This is a genomic window from Caldicellulosiruptor obsidiansis OB47 (assembly GCF_000145215.1).
Lineage (GTDB): Bacteria > Bacillota > Thermoanaerobacteria > Caldicellulosiruptorales > Caldicellulosiruptoraceae > Caldicellulosiruptor > Caldicellulosiruptor obsidiansis.
The window spans coordinates 233,928-254,154 of record NC_014392.1; the positions used below are offsets into that span (position 1 = coordinate 233,928).

16 protein-coding genes and 5 pseudogenes are annotated in these 20,227 nt (G+C 32.4%); 14 read left to right on the plus strand and 7 right to left on the minus strand.

From position 1 onward, the window contains the following. Positions 1 to 153: 153 nt before the first annotated feature. Positions 154 to 1,902, plus strand: coding sequence for a peptidoglycan DD-metalloendopeptidase family protein (locus tag COB47_RS00890; RefSeq protein WP_013289547.1), 1,749 nt, complete (start codon positions 154 to 156; stop codon positions 1,900 to 1,902). 83 nt (positions 1,903 to 1,985) lie between these two features. Here COB47_RS00890 and queC read toward each other — a convergent pair whose 3' ends face one another. The 3 genes from queC to COB47_RS00905 are packed head-to-tail and all read right to left on the minus strand — an operon-like array spanning position 1,986 to position 3,471. After that, positions 1,986 to 2,651 (minus strand): 7-cyano-7-deazaguanine synthase QueC, encoded by a 666-nt coding sequence (queC, locus tag COB47_RS00895; RefSeq protein WP_041742326.1) that lies wholly within the window; start codon positions 2,649 to 2,651, stop codon positions 1,986 to 1,988. A gap of 13 nt (positions 2,652 to 2,664) precedes the next feature. After that, positions 2,665 to 3,042: a RidA family protein gene (locus COB47_RS00900; RefSeq protein WP_013289549.1), complete on the minus strand. Its 378-nt coding sequence runs from the start codon at positions 3,040 to 3,042 to the stop codon at positions 2,665 to 2,667. A gap of 27 nt (positions 3,043 to 3,069) precedes the next feature. Beyond that, a complete protein-coding gene (locus tag COB47_RS00905; RefSeq protein ID WP_013289550.1) occupies positions 3,070 to 3,471 on the minus strand; it encodes a zinc ribbon domain-containing protein in 402 nt (133 codons plus the stop codon). A 141-nt stretch (positions 3,472 to 3,612) separates the two neighbouring features. Between COB47_RS00905 and COB47_RS00910 the strand changes: the two genes are divergently transcribed. Beyond that, complete coding sequence (locus tag COB47_RS00910) at positions 3,613 to 3,807, plus strand: MoaD/ThiS family protein (RefSeq protein WP_013289551.1); 195 nt, start codon at positions 3,613 to 3,615, stop codon at positions 3,805 to 3,807. Between the two features lie 28 nt (positions 3,808 to 3,835). Then, entirely contained in the window at positions 3,836 to 4,747 is a 912-nt protein-coding gene (locus COB47_RS00915; RefSeq protein ID WP_013289552.1) for a TIGR00269 family protein, read from the plus strand. 63 nt (positions 4,748 to 4,810) lie between these two features. Here COB47_RS00915 and COB47_RS12825 read toward each other — a convergent pair. Further along, positions 4,811 to 4,966: pseudogene (locus tag COB47_RS12825) on the minus strand (putative 7-carboxy-7-deazaguanine synthase QueE); the annotation flags it as partial. 136 nt (positions 4,967 to 5,102) lie between these two features. On the opposite strand from COB47_RS12825, the gene COB47_RS00920 reads away from it, so the two are divergent. The 4 genes and pseudogenes from COB47_RS00920 to COB47_RS13005 all read left to right on the plus strand — a co-directional run. Next, positions 5,103 to 5,540: a PPC domain-containing DNA-binding protein gene (locus tag COB47_RS00920; protein WP_013289553.1), complete on the plus strand. Its 438-nt coding sequence runs from the start codon at positions 5,103 to 5,105 to the stop codon at positions 5,538 to 5,540. A gap of 68 nt (positions 5,541 to 5,608) precedes the next feature. Then, positions 5,609 to 6,304, plus strand: coding sequence for an RraA family protein (locus COB47_RS00925; RefSeq protein WP_013289554.1), 696 nt, complete (start codon positions 5,609 to 5,611; stop codon positions 6,302 to 6,304). A gap of 212 nt (positions 6,305 to 6,516) precedes the next feature. Beyond that, positions 6,517 to 6,724, plus strand: a pseudogene (locus COB47_RS12425) (helix-turn-helix domain-containing protein); the annotation flags it as partial. Positions 6,725 to 6,726: 2 nt separating this feature from the next. Then, positions 6,727 to 6,994, plus strand: a pseudogene (locus COB47_RS13005) (IS30 family transposase); the annotation flags it as partial. Between the two features lie 163 nt (positions 6,995 to 7,157). On the opposite strand, the gene COB47_RS00935 reads toward COB47_RS13005, so the two are convergent. Beyond that, positions 7,158 to 9,539, minus strand: a complete 2,382-nt coding sequence (locus COB47_RS00935) for a helix-turn-helix domain-containing protein (protein ID WP_013289556.1) — start codon at positions 9,537 to 9,539, stop codon at positions 7,158 to 7,160. 230 nt (positions 9,540 to 9,769) lie between these two features. On the opposite strand from COB47_RS00935, the gene COB47_RS00940 reads away from it, so the two are divergent. The 5 genes and pseudogenes from COB47_RS00940 to COB47_RS00960 all read left to right on the plus strand — a co-directional run. Continuing rightward, positions 9,770 to 11,362 carry an extracellular solute-binding protein gene (locus tag COB47_RS00940; RefSeq protein WP_013289557.1) on the plus strand — a complete coding sequence of 531 codons (1,593 nt, stop codon included), beginning with the start codon at positions 9,770 to 9,772 and terminating at the stop codon, positions 11,360 to 11,362. Between the two features lie 96 nt (positions 11,363 to 11,458). Continuing rightward, a complete protein-coding gene (locus COB47_RS00945) occupies positions 11,459 to 12,403 on the plus strand; it encodes an ABC transporter permease (protein ID WP_013289558.1) in 945 nt (314 codons plus the stop codon). Positions 12,404 to 12,429: 26 nt separating this feature from the next. Next, complete coding sequence (locus tag COB47_RS00950; RefSeq protein ID WP_013289559.1) at positions 12,430 to 13,311, plus strand: carbohydrate ABC transporter permease; 882 nt, start codon at positions 12,430 to 12,432, stop codon at positions 13,309 to 13,311. Between the two features lie 50 nt (positions 13,312 to 13,361). After that, positions 13,362 to 15,062 carry a glycoside hydrolase family 2 TIM barrel-domain containing protein gene (locus COB47_RS00955; RefSeq protein ID WP_013289560.1) on the plus strand — a complete coding sequence of 567 codons (1,701 nt, stop codon included), beginning with the start codon at positions 13,362 to 13,364 and terminating at the stop codon, positions 15,060 to 15,062. Positions 15,063 to 15,300: 238 nt separating this feature from the next. After that, positions 15,301 to 15,489: pseudogene (locus COB47_RS00960) on the plus strand (IS110 family transposase); the annotation flags it as partial. Positions 15,490 to 15,821: 332 nt separating this feature from the next. Here the strand turns inward: COB47_RS00960 and COB47_RS00965 are convergent. Together COB47_RS00965 and queE are read right to left on the minus strand one after the other, a co-directional pair. Continuing rightward, positions 15,822 to 16,336 (minus strand): annotated as a pseudogene (locus COB47_RS00965) (transposase); the annotation flags it as partial. Between the two features lie 163 nt (positions 16,337 to 16,499). Continuing rightward, positions 16,500 to 17,144: a putative 7-carboxy-7-deazaguanine synthase QueE gene (gene queE / locus COB47_RS00970; protein WP_041742622.1), complete on the minus strand. Its 645-nt coding sequence runs from the start codon at positions 17,142 to 17,144 to the stop codon at positions 16,500 to 16,502. Between the two features lie 346 nt (positions 17,145 to 17,490). Between queE and COB47_RS00975 the strand changes: the two genes are divergently transcribed. Next, positions 17,491 to 17,925, plus strand: coding sequence for a MarR family winged helix-turn-helix transcriptional regulator (locus COB47_RS00975; RefSeq protein ID WP_013289563.1), 435 nt, complete (start codon positions 17,491 to 17,493; stop codon positions 17,923 to 17,925). Between the two features lie 34 nt (positions 17,926 to 17,959). After that, positions 17,960 to 20,221 (plus strand): ABC transporter ATP-binding protein, encoded by a 2,262-nt coding sequence (locus COB47_RS00980; protein WP_013289564.1) that lies wholly within the window; start codon positions 17,960 to 17,962, stop codon positions 20,219 to 20,221. Positions 20,222 to 20,227 lie beyond the last annotated feature (6 nt).

Consider the following 20,227-nt stretch of genomic DNA (forward strand, 5'->3'; position numbering starts at 1 on the left):
TGTGAGTAAAAAAATAATCAATTTTTGGTTTTGACATCTCAAACAATGTCAATTAAAATAAAAGTATAATGTTTTGCATATTCAACATAGTATAAATTATATAGAAGGGTAATTTAAATACCCTTTTATTTTTTGTATCAAGGAGGTGTTCTTGTGGCAAAGAACATTTCAAAATCTAAGTCATCTGCCACAGCCACCGTTTTGGACCAAGAGAAAGCAAGGTTTGTTTCAAAAAATACAAATGATAATGAATTCAAACAAAGTTTAAAAGAACCCTCAAAAAAACCTGAAAAACCTCTTGTGCGGGCAGATGCAAAAAAAGAAAAGAAAAAATCAAAAGGTAAAAAAACAACTGATAGAGAGAATAATAGTTATTTACATAGATTTTGGAGAGCTATATCTTCCAAGATAAAACCAGCGATAATTAAGAAAAGTCACGTTTTTAGAAATAAACCAGAAGGCTCTATTTTTTCTTACAAACATTTCAGAAAAAACCATCTAGGAAGTATATTAGATGAGATATTAAAGATAGTTATTGGGCTGAGGTTCATTGGCAATATAAGAAATTCGAAGGAAGGTGTGCTGAAACTAAAAATATCTGTTACTTTGGCATTTATGATTTTTATCATTTTTGCTATAAATAAAATTCCAACTACATACCAAAAAGCTTATGCGGTTTTACTAAATGGAAGCATTGTAGGATATGTAAAGGACAAAACAGAGGCTCAAAAACTTTTCAGCAGCCTGAAAAAAGAAATTTCAAGCAAGCATGGGACAGATGAGTTTGTTTTTCAAAACAGCCCTCAGCTAAAAGAGATTCCGCCCGGTCAGTACAAAAGTACAAGTTTGGATAGTATCAAAAACACCATAATAGAAAAAGGTGTTGTGCTTGTAAAAAGGTATGCACTTTTTGTAAATTCCAAGGCTTATTTGATATTTGAAAATTCTGAGATGCCTAAAAATATCTTAAACAAGTTAAAAGCTATTTACTACAAGGGTGAAGCAAGGTCTGCCAGGTTCCTGGAGAAGGTTGAGATAAAACCAATTTATGTAAAGCCAGACATGAAGGTTGTGACAGAACAGCAGGCACTCAATAAAATAATGTTTGGAAAAGATGAGGTAGTTGAGTATACTATCAAAGAAGGTGATACTCTCTGGGATTTGGCAAGAAAATACAATATTTCTGTGGATGATATATTTGCATCAAACCCGGGACTTACAGAAAAGATAATGCCAGGGCAGAAGATAAAACTTACCCAAATGACTCCTCTTGTAAATGTTGTACTTGAAAAAGAAGTAGAGTTTGTAGATACTCTTCCCAAAGAAGTTAAAACTATAAAATCAGATAAATACTATACAACACAAACTATAGTAAAACAAGAAGGGAAAGATGGCAAAGCAAGGATAAGAGCAAAGATAGTTTATTTAAACGGTCTTGAATATGATAGACAGGTAATTTCTCAGGAGATATTAGATAAGCCTGTGGAGAGAATTGTAGTTGTTGGCACTAAAAAACCGCCGAGATATTTTGCAACAGGAAGATTTTCATACCCGACGTGGGGAGTTTTGACATCGCGATTTGGATACAGGGGAAGAGAGTTTCATGAAGGAATAGATATAGCAGTGCCATGGGGTTCGAATGTTTATGCTGCAGATGGTGGTATTGTTGAGTTTGTAGGGTGGCTTGGTGGCTATGGTAAGCTCATTATTATAAATCACCAAAACGGCTACAAAACTTACTATGGTCATCTTAGCAGGTTTTTGGTAAGCCCAGGGCAGAAGGTTGCGAAAGGACAGCTTATTGCAAAAAGTGGTTCAACTGGTAGAAGTACAGGTCCTCATCTTCATTTTGAAGTTAGAAAAAACGGAATTCCACAAAATCCTCTGAGGTATCTCAACTGAGGGATATTCAAAATCAAAAATCAAAAATCAAGAATAAAGGGGCTATCCATTTTTTATCTTTTTGAACAGCCCCTTTTACTTTTCTACCAATCAATCTCAATTTCGTATTCAATTGGGTCTTTCACCCCCGCTTTTTTGAAAGCTTCAATCCGTTCTGTACAAGTTCCACACCTGCCACAGGCTTTTTGCCCACCCTTGTAGCATGACCATGTCAGGCTATAATCTACTCCAAGTTCAAGCCCTCTTTTAAGTATGTCTTCTTTTTTCATATCAACATAAGGTGCTTCAAGTTCAAGACCTATATAGTCAGCAAGATATAATGCCTTTTTCATTGCTTCAACAAACTCTTTTCTGCAATCAGGGTATATGGGATGGTCACCTGCATGCGCACCATAAAAAAGCTTTTTTGCACCAAGTGATATAGCATACGCCGCAGAGATAGAAAGTAAAACCATGTTCCTGTTTGGCACAACTGTCTGTTTCATTGTGCTGTCGGTATAATATCCTTCTGGTACATTCCAGTCAGGCATGGTTAGTGCAGACGGAGCAAGTTCTGCAAAAAATGATATATCTACAATCTTGTGAGGAACTAATAAAAGACTACATGTCTTTTTTGCAAACTCAAGCTCTTTTGAATGTTTTTGCCCGTACAAAAAACTTATTGCAAAAACTTCATAGCCCTGATTTTTAACATCATAAAGAAGAGTTGTTGAATCCATTCCTCCAGATAAAACCACAACTGCTCTCATTTTTTTAAGCTTTTCACTCCTTTACTGCGATGACATCAACTTCAATCAATGCACCTGGAAGAAGCTTTGCCTCAACAGTTGTTCTTGCAGGAAAATTCTGCGTAAAGATTGTGGAGTAAACTTCATTGAACTTTGCAAAATCTTCAAGTGTGGCCAAATATACGTTCACTTTGACAACATCTTCAAAAGAAAACCCGGCTTCTTTTAAAATAGCTTCAATATTCTTAAAAACAAGCTGTGTTTGAGCTTTTATATCCTCACCTTCTATTTTTCCAGACATTGGGTTTACGGCAAGCTGTCCTGAGACAAAAAGGAAATTTCCTGCTTGTACAGCATGTGAATATGGACCTACTGGCTTTGGAGCATCATTTGAAACAATACATTTTTTCATTTTAAAATCACTCTCCTACAAAAAAGTTTATTCAAGCTTGTTGCCACAATAAGGACAGTACAAAAAAGTCTTTGAAACTCTTCTCTGACAGTTTGGACAAAAATCAGACCTTTCATCCTCAAATCCATATGAAGGTTCAAATTTTCTGAAAAGTTCAACATCGGCAAGAGTAATTGGAGTGTCAATTCCATGTTCTAAGTCGTGAGCAAGTTTTTGGTTTGTAATTATATAAATCCTGTTACAACAGCTTGTTTGCAAAAAATACCTAACATTCCACCTGAAAAGTGGAATAAAGAAAAAATGAAAATAGTTATAAACTTTAAGCAAAGTATGGTTTCCTTTTCTTGAACAAAAAGGACAAATTGTCACATCTATTTGCCGTATAGCTTTTGCCTTCTCTTCGATACCAAAAATACCTATAAAAAACATTATTAGTATATTCAGCTCCTCAAAAATTATTATTCTTTTTGTATTTTATCATTTTAAGTTTTGATTTTAAAGATTTGTGATATAATTTTATTGCGGTTTGAAAAGTGCGTATTAAGATTTGTGAGGAGGGTGAATGCAGAGGTGAAGGTAATATTTGTGGGTAAAAATAAAGAACTTGAAGTAAAAGGACCAAAGACTGTTGTAAATCTTGCTAAAGAGCTAAATATAACTTTAGAGGCAAACGTGTTTATCAGGAATGGCGAGATAGTTGCACCTGATGATATTTTAAATGATGAAGACACAATTGAGGTTATCTCAGCTGTTTCAGGTGGTTAGAAAGTTTTGAAAGGAGTTGAAAAAGACTTTGAAGTGTGTCAGATGTAAAGGAAAAGGCATAATTTATCTCAAGCGACACAACGCAGCTTTTTGTCAGGATTGTTTTTTATATTACTACAAAAATCAGGTAAAGAAAAATATAAAAAGGCACAAGATGTTTGACAAAAAGGATAAGATTTTGGTGGTCATCTCCGGTGGAAAGGACAGCATGGCTCTGTGGCACATATTGGCAAGCGAAGAGTACAATGTCACAGGGATGTATATAAACCTTGGAATAGGTGAGTATTCGGATAAATCACAGCAGGTTGTGGAAAGCTTTGCGCAAAAAAATAATCTTGAAGTTATTATAAAAGACATTAAAAAAGAATATGGGCTTGACATTTACAAGCTTTCAAAGCTTTTGAAAAGAAGCACGTGTTCAGTTTGCGGTTCAATAAAAAGGTACCTTTTTAACAAAGTGGCGTACGATGGCGGGTTTTCAGCTGTTGCAACAGGTCACAATCTTGACGATGAAGCTGCAACGCTTTTGGGAAATGTTCTTTCGTGGGAAGAAGGATATCTGGCAAGACAGTCACCTGTGCTTGATTCTACTCATCCAAAGCTTGTAAAAAAAGTAAAACCGCTCTATACTCTCACAGAGCGTGAAAACCTTTTTTATGTTCTTATAAACAAGATAGAATTTTTGCATGATGAATGTCCTCATGCTGTTGGTGCAAGGTCAATTATGTACAAAGAGGTTTTAAACAGGCTTGAAGAGGAAAGTCCGGGAACAAAGCAACGTTTTATAACAAGCTTTCTTGAAAAAGGAAGGAAACATTTTCAGGATGTCTATGAAAAGGTTGAACTAAAAGAGTGCAGCATCTGCGGTCAGGTTACAACAACAGATGTCTGTTCATTTTGCAGGTTTGTAAGACTGTCAAACCAGAATACAGAACACTAAAAGGGTTGCCGAAACTGATGAATTCCAAAGCATATAAAAACTTCTTGGCAACCCTTTGATTTTTCACACCCCTCTGCTATTTTCTGACCAGATTATCTTATGAAGCTGAAGCTGGACCCTTGCATCAAAAAGCCCATTTTCAAGCAAAAACTTTACAATCTCCGCTGGTTCTATTTTACCAAACACTGGACTAAAAAAGATATTACATTTTGGTTTGAATTGTTAGCACGAAAATAGTATTATGATATCAACACTAAAATTAGGTTAACTTTATTTTCATCAATGGTAGTACTTTTTTTTAAGCATGGATATTTTATGATAAAATAAAAATCTACTGAGAGGAGATGTACCTTAAATGAAAACTTTTAGAATAAAAGAATGTAAAGAAAAAAGTCTCTTTATTCTTAATCTTGAGCCTGGCGATTTGCTCTTAGAAAGTATTAAAAAATTTGTTCAAGAGAACTTTATAAAGCATGGATGTGTAATAAGTGGGATAGGCACTTTGAAAAAGTTACGATATCATAGAGTTTTAAATACAAATTATGTACCTGAGAATGAATATCTGACGATTGAGGGGGCTATTGAATTAAGTGCCTTGCAAGGTCTGATAATAAATTATGAGCCGCACCTCCATTTTGTAGCTTCTGATTTAGAAAAAACTTATAGTGGACATTTAGAAGATGGATGTGAAGTGCTATACTTAAGTGAAATTTTATTACTTCCTTTAGAGGATATTAAATTGAAGAGGATTCCTGATAAAAGGAATGTTACTTATATTACTTTAGAGGAATAAAAAATAAATATTACTAGTAAATGGAAATTTAACACTATAAATTAATCAAAAAAGGAGGTATTAAACTCATGTTTAGCCAAAGTGAAAATCAAGAGTTAATTGAGATGTTTAGTCAACTAAGAGTTGCTGATGTCAGAGATGGGTTGGATGCAATATTGTTGCATCACTACTGTAGTCTTCCATCCACAATTAGACCTCTCTTTAGAACTAAGGCAGTTGGAATTGCAAAGACTGTAAGATATATTCCTTATAGAGGTGAAATTCCCAAGTTGAGTCCCGAAGAATATTCAGAATGGTGTGGGTATTATTATCAGAAAATTTGTCCATATCCATGGATGAGCGAGATACAAAAAGGTGATTTTATTGTCATTGATCAAAGTGAGATAGATGCTGGTTTAATGGGTTCAAACAATTCATTAGAAGGTTATGCGAAAGGAGCAGTAGGATATTTAACAAATGGTGGGCCACGAGATACCGATGAACTTATTATTCAAAAAATTCCTTTTTGGTCCAAGTTTGTGTCACAAAAAACTGTAATAGGTAGACTCCAATTTGATGCAATGAATGTTCCTGTTAATATTGAAGGAGTTTTAATAAAACCGGGAGATATTATTGTAGCTGATGGGGATGGTGTTGTAGTAGTGCCACGTGAAAGAGCCGCTGAAGTATATGAATTTGCTAAAAAAGAACTAGATGCTGATAAAGCTTCGAGAAGAAAATTATACGATATGCTTGAATGGGAGTATGATGATACTGTAAAATAACTCATTTAGGAACAAAATAATCAATAGAACTTTATTCCATCTCTTGTTTCCTGAATTTTTATAGGTGTACCCATGTAAGGTTTAAAAAATTTTATAAAATATGTTTTTTTGTAAAATTAAATGCAATGAGGTAAAAAATATTGAAGCCATAGCTTCCTCCTGTGTGTGATATTAGTTGTAAAGACAATACAATACACAGGAGGGTGAAAGCTATGGCCTATAATGATAATACCACAAAAAGAAAGAGATTTAAACATCTAAGCCATGAAGAAAGAGGAGCGATAGAGAAACTATTAAAAGCAGGACATGAAATAAGAGAAATAGCAAAACTATTAAATGGAAATACAAGCACAATTTCAAGAGAAGTAAAACGTGGGACAACACAGCAGAAAAAGAACAGACCTGAGCACATTTGAAAAAGGAAGATTTTAAGCGAATTTAGTTCTGAGGGGTATTATACACATCCATATTTAGCGTACAATAGGTGAACAAATGAGCGTATGAATGAGTTGATAAGAAGATTTATACTTAAAGGGAAAGAAATAAGCAAGATATCGAAAGAAGGGCTAAGAAGGATAAGGGATTGGTAGGAGGATATTTAACTACGAAAGCAGTGGGGAGAAGTTTTTAATGGAGATAAAGGGAATATGTGAAATAGAGATGTTAGAAAAGCTATTAATAGAGGTGTAGAGTGTATTATCTAAAAAGGAGAATATACAACATAAAATGAAAGTTCCAGCTTCCCGCAGGGAAGCTGGAATATACTGGCAACTAATATCATACACAGTTGTTATTATAGTCAAGTTTTTATTTCCAGTTCCTTTTAAAAAAGTGTTGCATTTGATATTGCAATTTAGATTTTTTGATTTTCATTTGAAATAATTCTAAATTTAGCAGGCGAAATTCCAACACGTTTTTTAAATGCGTTAATAAAGTTAGTAGGATAATTATATCCAACGTGTTGGGATATTTCGCTTATTGAGAGAGTAGAATTTATAAGTAAATACTTAGCCTTTTCAATTCTTAAATTGATTATATAATCACTTAGCTTTTGACCGGTCATTTCTTTAAAAAATAGAGAAAGATATTGTGGTGTTACTTTAAACTCATCTGCTATGGAAACTAATGAAAGATTGGGGTCTGAGTAATTTTTATTTATATACTCTATTATTTTTTCAATTGAAACTCTTCTGTTTAAGGAAAGATTATTTTTTTCAACATATTGAGCTAATTGAGCAAACATTTGTTTTATTTTATAAAAGAAGTCTTGAATTGTTTCATTATTAATATGCGAAATTACTGTTTTTTCCAAATAGTTTATTAAATCTTCGGATGGTGTATAATTAATTAATCTACATGCATTTTCGAAAATAACAACCAGTTGTATGCACAAAACTTTCGCTTCTATTGTTGTAATTTCACTTTTTTTGATATTCCTCTCATATATTAATTCAAGAAGATTTTCAACCAGGAACTTATTTCCTTCAAATATTGCATTATAGATCTTATTTTCAATCTCTGGGGGGACGTATACGTTTTTTCTTCGATAATATTGGTTAGGAAGATTTTCAAAGGCATTAACTTTTAGATTACCAGAGATAAATTTGTAATTTAGAGCAGTTTCTGCTTCATAATAACAATCCGAGATAGATTCTATTCCTGTTTTTATTGAACTCAATCCTACAGTTATGTAGAGACAAAAGTTTTGTTCTAAGAAAGATTTTGCATGTTCTAAATTTTTTATAATATCTGTTATATTTAGATTGTTACTTCCTATATTCAAAACTATAGCTAATATATTGGCTGAAAGAATAACGTTAAAACATTTACTATTATCAGTTGACAAAACTTCATCAAAAACATTAAATACTATAACTCTTAAGAGATCATGTTTTAGTGACAATTCTTCTGATATTTTATTGATATTACATATCTCTATTAATATCACACAGAAGGTATCTGAAATAAAATTAATTTGATATTTTTCATATTCTTCTTTATTCAATAATAAAATATTACCTTTTAAAAGATTTTCTATAAAAGAATTTTGAACTATTGGTAACATGCTTGTTAATTGTTGTTTAAGCTTTTCTTCTTCTCTCAGTAATATTTGTGCTATTTCTTTTAGCATAATAGATTCCTTTTTGTTAAAACTGTGGCTGCAATTTTCTGGACATGTTTTTGAATTTGTATGGATGTTGATTTTCTTAAAAAGTATTTTTTTTATTTCGTCAACTGGATGATAGCTTTTTTGGCTCAATATAATTATGAGCGGTACACCAACTAAAGTGGAGATTAAGAAGAAAAGAATAAAATAAACCCTAAAGTAGGATAATGAACTAAAAAAGCTAGAAGAAGGTATAAAAACTATATACTTCCACGCATTTTGATCGATTGTGTAAAAGCATTTCCAGTTTTTTTTCTTATAATTAATTTCTGAAATTACGTTAATATTGTCTTCTTTAAAGTTTAATTTAGAAACAGTTAGAAAAAGTTCTGAATTGGGAGCATAGCTTACTAATATTTCTCCTTTAGGGTTTAATATAAAAATGTTACTTTCTTTATACAGAGAAATATCTTTAAGATATTCTGCTAATTTATCTTTATCTATCAAGATAAAAAGTTTGGCATTAGCGCCATCAAATTGCCAGTTATCTAGGGAATGAAGATACACTATGCAATCCTTCCTATTATTTCCAATATACTTATTAAGATTAAATGTAATTGGAGGAGAAAAATAATTATAATTAGAGCTAGAAAGTAATTTAAGCCATTCTCTTTGATTGATACTAATCGGAGTAACAAAATATCTAAAAAACAATTCAGCAGACTCAAAAAAAGCAGGAGAAATGATGATGTTATCTTTTGGTATATAAACACCTATTTCGGTTATAAACGGATTTGTATAATATAATTTGAGCGTATTACAAAAATCTCGAATTTCAAATATTATTTCATTTTTGTTTGTCAAGGGATCGGAGTTTAAGAATAATGAGAGATAAAAAGGATTTCTATTAATTGATTGTTGAATCAAATCAAGTGGTTTTACGATTTCATCATAAACTCTGAGAGGGAGATGATTTAATAATGATGTTGTATAACGGTTCAAATTTTTTACAGAAATTTTGTAAGTAATAAAGTATGTATACAATCCTATAAGGAAAATAAGAGCGAAAATCGCTAAGTACGATAATACAATTCTTAAATAAATATCTTTCTGGAAGAATTTATTCATAAATTGTGTCCTCCCTTTTGTTTCTATTAATTATAATACTGCTTCTCATCAGGTACTGCAATATTAAAAAGAGAAAAATTAAATATTCATAATTATTACGAAAATTTAATAAGTAAATATTTGGTACGAAGTTGTGGTCTAAATATTGGAGCTTAATTCTTCATTATTGACAGGATGTAGTGGGAAGCAATAAAGTTTAAAATGAAAATAAAAAAAGGAGTGATGGTTCAATGAGAAAAAAGAGATTGGCTTTAAAATGTGTTGTATCTTTGGTGACCGTATGCTTTTTTCTTTTAACAATTTTACCTAATTTAATATCTGTAAACGCAGCTTCGAGTAGCAAACCAACATTAACTTACTGGTGTAATCTAAGTGGTAGAATTGGAGCTCATTACCAAAACTATGCTCAGTTACCTCTGTATCAAATAATAATGAAAAAGTTTAATGTCAATCTTAAATTTATACATCCACCCGTAGGTGGGGAAAGTGAGCAATTTAATCTACTTATAGCGACGAGGCAGTTACCAGATATGATAGAGTACTCATGGGAAGGATATCCTGGAGGAGTTCAAAAAGCTATTGAAGATAAAATAATAATAAGACTCAATCCTTATTTAGACCGATATGCTCCAAATCTAAAAAAATTTTTAGATTCAAGGCCGGATATAAAAAAGATGATGACAACAGACGATGGAACTGTATATAATTTTCCCTTTATCCGTAGCGATAAAACAATTTGTATTTTTTACGGTCCGATGATAAGAAAAGACTGGTTGAAAAAACTTAATCTTCAAACACCAGAAACTATTGATGATTGGTACAAAATGTTAGTAACATTTAAAAATAGGAAAAATGAACTACCAGGCGTAAAAACGCCATTTTATCCATTTAGCATATTAGCGTATGGCTCTAATAATGGAAATCCTCGTCGTACTTTCGATTATTGTGGTTTCTTATGTGGAGCATGGGGATTTAAAACAGATTTTTATGTAGAAAATGGAAAAGTTAAATTTGGAGCTTTACATCCTAATTTTAAAGACTTTGTTGCTTTACTACAGAAGTGGTGGAAAGAAGGATTAATAGATCCTGATATAGTAACAACAAATAACTCAGGGATAGAAGCAAAGGTTTTGAACAATCAAATTGCTTCTTTTCTTGGGCTCATCGGTGGAAACATGGGGACGTTCTTGTCAAACAAGAAAGGTACTGACTTTGATTTAGTAGGTGTTCCATACCCTGTTCTCAAGAAAGGGCAAACGCCAGAGTTTAGCCAAATGGATTTTTTATATAAGAAGTACGGAACGGCAATTACTACAGCATGCAAAAATATTCCTCTGGCAATGAAAATATTGGACTGGGCTTACAGCAAAGAGGGATATATGGCATACAACTTTGGTATACTTAATAAAACATATGTTATTAAAGACGGAAAGCCTTATTATACAGATTTAATTCTCAAAGACCCATTAGGACCTGTTTCTGCAATATCTAAATATACACGATCTCAGGTTGATGGTCCTTTTATTGGGGCAAAAGAATTTGCAGAGCAAACTCGTCTTCCACAACAAGTAGAAGCTGCAGAAAATTACGCAAAATCTAAAAATGATAAATGGCTTCCACCAGTTTCGTTAACGAAAGAGGAAGCACAAAAGTTAAGTAACATCATGAATACAATTGATACCTATTACGATGAAGCATTTTCAAAATTAATTACAGGGAAGTCTAATAACATAGAAGGTCTAGTAAAAACACTAAAGAAAATGCGCATTGAAGAAGCTATAAAAATATACCAAACAGCTTATAACAGGTATATAAAGAGGTAAAATAGATATACCACAGGTTATCCCTAAAAAGGATGACCTGTGGTGTGATAATAATATCTCTTTTTTATTAGTGTAATTTTAGAGGAGGAACAAAGTATGAGTATATTTAAAGGGATAATGACAAATATTTATGACATAGTAAAAGATCTTAAACGCAATAAAAGTCTTTATTTTATGATTTTACCTATTCTTCTTTATTATTTTATATTTCATTATATACCCATGTATGGTTTGCAAATAGCTTTTAAAGATTTTTCACCAGCAAAAGGTATAAGCGGCAGCCCATGGGTAGGCCTGGAAAAATTTAAAGAGTTTTTTGTATATGACAGTTACTATGTTTGGAGAATTATTCGCAATACCATTTTAATAAATGTATATGACATTATTTTTGGTTTTCCTGCTCCAATAATTTTCGCGTTATTGTTAAATGAAATAAAAAATAATTTTTACAAAAGAACTCTTCAAACAATTAGTTATATGCCTCATTTTATATCAACTGTTGTTATAGTAGGCATTATCTTAGATTTCTTTTCGCGAGATGGATTAATAAATTATATTTTGAAATCGTTAGGCATAATTCCAGAACCAATTGCATTCATGACAGAGCCAGGATGGTTCAGACCTCTGTATGTTGGTTCAGGTATATGGCAACACCTTGGGTGGGGTTCAATAATATATTTAGCAGCTATTTCTAATATTGATCCTCAGCTATACGAGGCAGCTATCATAGATGGTGCTGGTAGATTCAAACAGGCTTTATATATTACTTTACCAGGAATCATGCCTACAATTATTATAATGTTCATTTTGAGAGTAGGAAGTATTATGAATGTTGGATTTGAAAAAGTATTCTTGATGTACAATCCTCTTGTTTATGAAACTGCCGATGTTATTTCTACATATGTTTATCGAAAAGGACTTTTAGAAATGGATTATGGATATGGTACAGCCGTAGGTCTTTTCAATTCACTTGTAAACTTTCTGTTTGTTGTTTTAACAAATTATATTAGCAAGAAGTTTACTGAAACTTCATTATGGTAATAGTTAGAATGGAGGCGAAAATATAGATGAAAAAAAGAAGCATAGGTGAAGTATTATTTGATACAATAAATTATATATTTTTGGGTCTTATATGTTTTACTATGTTATATCCAATGGTTTATGTGATATTTGCTTCTCTCAGTGATCCATTAAAACTTATGGCATATAGAGGGCCACTTCTAAAACCAATAGATTTTACAATTAAAGCTTATAAACTTCTTTTGAATTATCCTATGATTTGGATAGGTTATAGAAACACCATTATATATGTTGTACTGGGAACCACTCTTAATATTTTTCTAACAACTATGGGAGGATATGTACTTTCTAGAAAATATTTAAAATTAAAAAATTTAATAATGTTTTTTATTGTTTTTACGATGTATTTTAGTGGAGGAATGATACCCACTTATGTTGTGGTACAGTCTCTGGGTATGATTGATACTATATGGGCTATGATAATACCTGGAGCAATTTCTACTATGAACTTAATTATTATGCGGACAGGTTTTCTATCTGTTCCCGACAGTTTGGAAGAATCTGCAAGAATGGATGGAGCCGGTGATTGGACTATACTTTTTAGAATTATGATACCACTTGCTATGCCGACAATCGCCGTAATGATACTTTTTTATGCGGTAGGACATTGGAATGCTTTTTTTAATGCGATATTATATTTAAGAAGAAGAGAATTGTATCCACTCCAGCTTGTTTTAAGGGAAATTTTGATTATGGGTGATACAACGTATATGGAGACAGGAGTTTCTGATGCAGATGATAGATTAGCTTTAACAAGGCTTATAAAGTATGCTGCTATAGTAGTTTCCACAGTACCAATATTGTGCATTTATCCATTTTTGCAGAAATACTTCGTAAAAGGTGTTATGATTGGGGCTATTAAAGAATAGAAAATTATTATTTTAAACTTAATAGTACAACAGGGAAGAAGGGAAGAATTATGATTAGGTTGTTTACACAACATAAGGTAAGAAAGCAAAAAGAATTAGAGGGACTGTGGGATTTTACAATTTTAAGCGATAATGAGAATATATTTCAAAAAAAATTTACCCATAAAATGTGGGTACCAGGTTGTTGGGAAACACATCCTGAATTTTCTAAGTTCAGAGGAAAAGCTTTGTACAAAACTACAATTGAATGTGATCGCAAGACCAATTTAAGATTTGTTTTCAAGGGTGTAAGTCATACTGCTGAAGTTTTTTTTGATAATTTTAAGATTACACAACATTACAATGCTTATACTCCCTTCGATGCAATAGTAAAAAGTGTAGAAAAAGGTAAACATGAACTTCTTGTAATGGTTGACAATTCGTTTTCAGAAGATTCAGCTCTTCATATTCCTAATGATTATTTTACCTACGGTGGTATAATTCGGCCAATTGTAATGGAGGAAATTAATGATATTTTTATTAAAAGACTAGAATTTTCACCTGCTTTAATTGATGATAATACTTGGACTGCAGAGATATCAGTTTATGTGAGAAACATTTCAGACAAAGCAGCTAATGTAAAAATAGATGGTAACTTAGATAATTGGCATCTTGATTTTGGTGTATGGTGTGTTAGAGAAGAACAGGAACTTAAAATATCAAAAAAGTTTACATTTGATGGTATTAGAGCTTGGAGTTCTGAAAATCCTCAACTTTATTTGTTGAATATACGACTGTGGAAAGATGATAGTAATGAATGTATAGATGATTTAATTGAGCGGGTAGGATTTAGAGAAATAAAAGTAAGTTCAAGTAAAATTTATATCAATGGTAAACCAGTATTCTTCAAAGGATTTAATCGACATGAAGATCATCCTGATTATGGATGTGCAATTCCGTTCCAAATGATGGTGAAAGACATAGAACTCATAAAACAGAGTGGTGCAAATATGATCAGAACAAGCCATTATCCTAACGATGAAAGATTTTTAGATCTTTGTGATGAGTATGGAATTTACGTTTGGGAAGAAAATCATGCGAGAGGATTAACCTTACAGCAGATGCAAAATCCAAATTTTGATATTCAATGTGAAAATTGTAATCGCGAGATGGTTTTGAATCATTATAATCATCCATCGATTGTTATTTGGGGTATTTTGAATGAATGTGCAAGTCATACTCCAGAAGGAAGAGAAAAATATAAAAAACAGATTGAGCAAATTAGAAAAATGGACAAAACGAGACCAATAACATTTGCGAGTTGCATGCATTTTTCTGATTTATGTCTTGATCTCGTTGATATTATATCTATGAATATATATTCAGGATGGTATGAAGACAGGGATGCTAATGAATTTTTTGATAAGTTATATTGTTGGATCCAACAAGCAGGTGGAGCAGGAAAACCAATTATTATTAGCGAATTTGGTGCAGAAGGACTTTATGGGTTTAGGGATCCGTTTGCAAGAGTCAAGTGGTCAGAAGAAAGACAGGCTGACATATTGGAAGACAATCTCAAAGTATATTTAAACAGAGAAGAAATATCTGGAGCCTTAATTTGGCAATTTTGTGATTGCAAGGTAACCGAAGAAGGAAAAGTTTTCTTAGGACGAGCACGAACAAAAAATAATAAAGGTGTATTTGATGAATATCGCCGTCCAAAACTCGCTTATGACATTGTAAAAAAATTTTTTATGTACAAAAATGGTTAAACTAAAGTAAAATTTTGTCCTAACCTGAAAGTTGTTGGGTAAAAGGTATGATTATTGTAAGTAAAAATTCTACATGAGAAATTAAAAATAACCCACTTGTGATATAATAGCGAAAAACAACACAAGCATTCCTGTAATGAACGAAAATGAGTGAAAATGAAAGAAAATGAGATTTGAAAGGAAAAGGTACCTCCTGATAAAATATAAGAAATAATCACAAAAAGGAGGTACCTACCTTTTGAAGTATATACAAAATGAGAAGATATTACAAGTGACAGAGAAAACTTTAGTTGTAGGAATAGACATAGCAAAGAAAAGGCATGTTGGCAGAGCATTTGATTTTAGAGGAGTGGAGCTTGGCAAGAGAATAGAGTTTGAGAATAGAAAAGAAGGTATGGAAAAATTTTTGGATTGGGCAAATAAGATAAGTATTTGTCAAGAGTTGGGGGTATTCTGAATGCCCCTTTTTTAGTTTTATCGAACATACATTTAATAGGGTGTTTAAATAATTTTGGGGTCTGTAAATAATTTTGTGTATTTAAGATAAACCGTCCTTCTTGGTAAGTAATCATTCAGAATTTAATTGCCAACTTTCTATTTTTTAGTATTACCATTTTGATATTTTTATGCGTAAATTTTTAACTTCATGAAGAAAATTTAATACTGGGTTATAATATTCACTTTTTTTATTTGTTTTTTAACTGCTTCTATAGAAGCGTTTAAAAAACACGAATTGACGATTGCCATCTACTTTATATATTATTTCAAACGCTCAGGATACATTATCAAAAGCTGGTTCAATATTATTCCCAGTTTCTGTATCTTTGCGTCCACTTTCTTACAACATTTTTTGTCGCAAGATAAAACATCTTTTCTAATGCTGTATTGTTTGGAAATACTGATTTTGTCTTTGCCACTTTCCTAAACTGTCTGTGAATTCCTTCTATGATGTTTGTGGTATAAATTATCTTTCTTATTTCTCTTGTCTTTAAATCATTCAATCGACCTTGCCAAAATTTTGAACTCTCACTTTCTCTTATCCATATCCCTAAAACATCCTTATATCCCTCAATGTTAATTCCTAAAACAACGTAAGCAGCTTTGTTTACAATCTTGCCTTTATCTTTTATCTTGTAATGAATTGCATCCATAAAGATAAACGGATATATCTTTTCTAACGGTCTGTTTTGCCATTCTCTTATTTCTGGTATTATTTTTTCTGTAATTTTGCTTACCATCTCAGCAGATACTTCAATACCACAGATATCTTTTAATGCTTAATAGTATTATTTTTCCCTCTAAATTAAAAATACACCTTTAATACAATTATTTTCTATATATAACAACTCTGTCATGAAGAACATTTATTGATATTATTATACTCATAATAGGAAATGATTGCTTATACTTTTAACGCCATATTTTTAAAACCTTTTTTCACACTCCTCTGCTATTTTCTGACCAGATTATCTTATGAAGCTGAAGCTGGACCCTTGCATCAAAAAGCCCATTTTCAAGCAAAAACTTTACAATCTCCGCTGGTTCTATTTTACCAAACACTGGACTAAAAAAGATATTACATTTTGGGTTGAATGTCTTTATTATTCTTTCTGCACTTTTTAAATCTTCATGTGTAGCAACAACAAATTTGAGTACATCTTTTTGACCAAGAAAGTTGATGTTGTCGACAATCATCCTGTCTTCCATACCGCTTGATGGGCACTTATAATCCATAGTGATTATAGCATCTCTTGGTACGCACTTTATACTGACAGATCCATTTGTTTCAATATTAACCTCAAATCCTTCGTAAATGAGCCTGTCAATCAATATGTAAATATATGGTTGAATAAGAGGTTCTCCACCTGTGAGAGTAACCCTTTTGATGCCGGTAGAAGCTATAAAGTTCAAAAGAGTGTCAATATCAATTTGCTCATATTTTGGATTTTCGGTTGCATACTTTGTGTCGCACCAAGAGCAGCTAAGATTGCATCCTGCAAACCGAACAAACACGGCAGGATATCCACTTCGAATACCTTCTCCTTCAATGCTAACAAATTTTTCAACCACATTAAATTTAATAAGCTCTTCGTTATTATATAAATTTAGCAACTAATATCATCACCCTTTTTGTTATAATCTGCCATATTTTATATTAAAACTCCAACACAAGGTTTTGAAGTTTTTTAAGAACAAATACTTTATACAATTAATATTATAATCAATAACATTTAAAATTTCGATGCTAACTTGAAAATAAAATAACCTCAAACAGCAAACTAACATAAAGCCTGCTTTGATGGGCTTTTAAAAGGTATAAATTTTTAGGCTTGACATATAACTATTTCGAGAGTAAAATATAATTCGCACTCAAAATATTCGGGTTCGAAATATTCGATACGAAATAAATTTGTATTTGGTGGTGACTATGGAATTAAGAGAAAAAAAGATTAAATTATTAAAACTATTAAAAGAAGTGTCTATTAAGGTTAAAGATGCGCTGAGGTACAGGGATGATAATGTGAAGATACCTGCTTCTCACTGGATGCTTATGAATGTTCTTGATAAGAATGGGGAAATGAAGGTTGGTGATTTAAGTAAATTTTTAGGACTATCGAACAGTACAGTTTCTGGTATAATAGACAAACTTGAGGAGCAGGGTTATCTTGAGAGAAGAAGAAGCACCGAAGACAGAAGAGTTGTATGGGTAAAAACAACTCAAAAGTTCAAAGACAGTTTAAAACAGCATTTTAAAGAAGCTGAAAAACAGTTTGAAGGTGTTTTGAGCAAAGCAACTGAAGAGGAATTGGATAAAATTATCGAAGGGTTTGAAACTCTTAAAAAAGTTTTAGAAAAACAATAAAATTTAAAATTCTAAAAAGAAGGGTGATAGCAAATTGAAGAAAGTACTAAGATATGTAAAACCATATACTCTGCTTGTCTTAGCAGCAGTTTTGTTTGTGTTTATTCAAGCAATGAGTGAACTTACGCTGCCAGATTATATGTCAAAGATAGTAAATGTAGGTATTCAGCAAAGTGGTATAGAAAACGCAGTGCCAGAAGCCATATCAAGTTCAACTATGGAAAAAGTGCTTTTGTTTGTGCCGCAAGACAAAAAAGATGACATTTTAAACATGTATAAGCTTTTAACAAAAAGTTCTGATGACTACAGTAGCTATCTCAAAAAATATCCTCTTTTATCCAAAGAAGATATTTATGTATTAAAGAAAAAGGACAGGGACAGTTTAGACAGAGTTAATGTTCAGATGGGTAAAGCTATTTTAGCTGCTTTTGGTATCGAAAAGATGAAGAAAGAAGCAAAAGGCGGGATTATAAACTTTAATGGCAGACAGATACCAGCAAGTATTGACCTTTTTGCTATTTTGAAACAGTTACCACAGGAACAGATAAATCAAATTCAGCAAGAAATAAACAAAAAGTTTTCATCGCTTGGTGACAGTATGATAGTTCAGGCAGCAGCTGTAGCGATAAAGGATGAATATAAAAAAATTGGAATTGATATAGGTAAGATGCAGAATGCATATATTATAAAAATGGGGCTTTTGATGCTTCTTTTAACTTTGGTTTCAGCAATCTCTACTATTCTGGTTGCTTTCTTTGCTGCAAGAGTGGCAGCTGGTGTTGCAAGAGATTTGAGGAAAGACGTGTTTTCCAAGGTTGAAAGTTTTTCAATTGAAGAGTTTGATAAGTTTTCAACGGCATCACTCATTACAAGAACGACAAACGATATCATGCAGATTCAAATGCTTCTTGTGATTGGAATAAGGATGATATTCTTTGCACCTGTAATGGGATTTGGTGGTGTAATCAAAGCACTATCAAAAAGCGTTTCAATGTCGTGGATAATTGCTCTTGCTGTAATTGTTCTTCTGGGGCTTATCATGATTTTATATGCCATTGCAATGCCAAAGTTTATGATTATGCAAAAGCTAATAGATAAGTTAAACCTTGTAGCAAGAGAGAATCTGTCTGGTATCATGGTTGTACGGGCATTTAATGCACAAAAGTTTGAAGAACAAAGGTTTGATGAGGCAAATAGAGATTTGACCAAAGTAGGTCTTTTTGTAAACAGAGCAATGGCAGTGCTTTTTCCTTCAATGCTGTTTATTATGAATGGCACAACCCTTTTGATTGTATGGGTTGGAGCACATTATATAGAAAATTCAAGTATGCAGGTTGGAGACATGCTTGCATTTATGCAGTATGCTATACAGATAATCTTTTCATTCTTGATGCTTTCAATGCTATTTATACTTGTTCCAAGAGCTGCTGTTTCAGCAGGACGTATTGAAGAGGTACTTTCAACAGAACCTTCAATCAAAAATCCGGAAAAGCCGGAGAAGTTCAGAGAAGATATGAAAGGAATGGTAGAGTTTAAAAACGTGTTCTTCAAATATCCAGGGGCTGAAGAGTATGTTCTTGAAAATATAAACTTCAAAGTTATGCCAGGGCAGACGGTTGGCATAATTGGAAGAACGGGAAGTGGAAAGAGCACTCTTGTAAACCTTATTATGAGATTTTATGATGCAACAGAAGGACAGGTTTTGGTAAACGGTGTTGATGTTAGAAGTGTAAAGGTTGAGGATTTAAGGGAAAGGATAGGATATGTTCCACAAAAGAGCTGGCTTTTTAGTGGTACCATCAAGTCAAACCTCAAGATTGGCAACGATTTTGCAACAGATGAAGATTTGAGACAGGCAGCAGAGATTGCTCAGGCACTTGAGTTTATAGAGGAAAAACCACAAAAGTTTGATACTGAGATTGCACAGGGTGGAACAAACGTCTCGGGAGGACAGAAACAGAGACTTTCAATTGCAAGGGCGCTTGTAAAAAATCCGGATATTTATATATTCGATGAAAGCTTTTCTGCTCTTGACTTTAGAACTGAACTAAAGTTAAGAAGAGCTTTGAAAGAAAAGCTTAAAGATAAGACAGTAATAATAGTATCGCAAAGAATCGCAACCTTGATTCATGCAGACCAGATAATAGTGCTTGAAGATGGTAAGATTGCTGGTATTGGCAAGCATGAAGAACTTTTAAAAACCTGTGAAACTTATCGTGAAATTGCACTTTCACAACTTCCAGAGGAGGTGACAACAGTTGAAAATAACAATGCAAAAAGGTGTAATTTTAATTAGGTGATA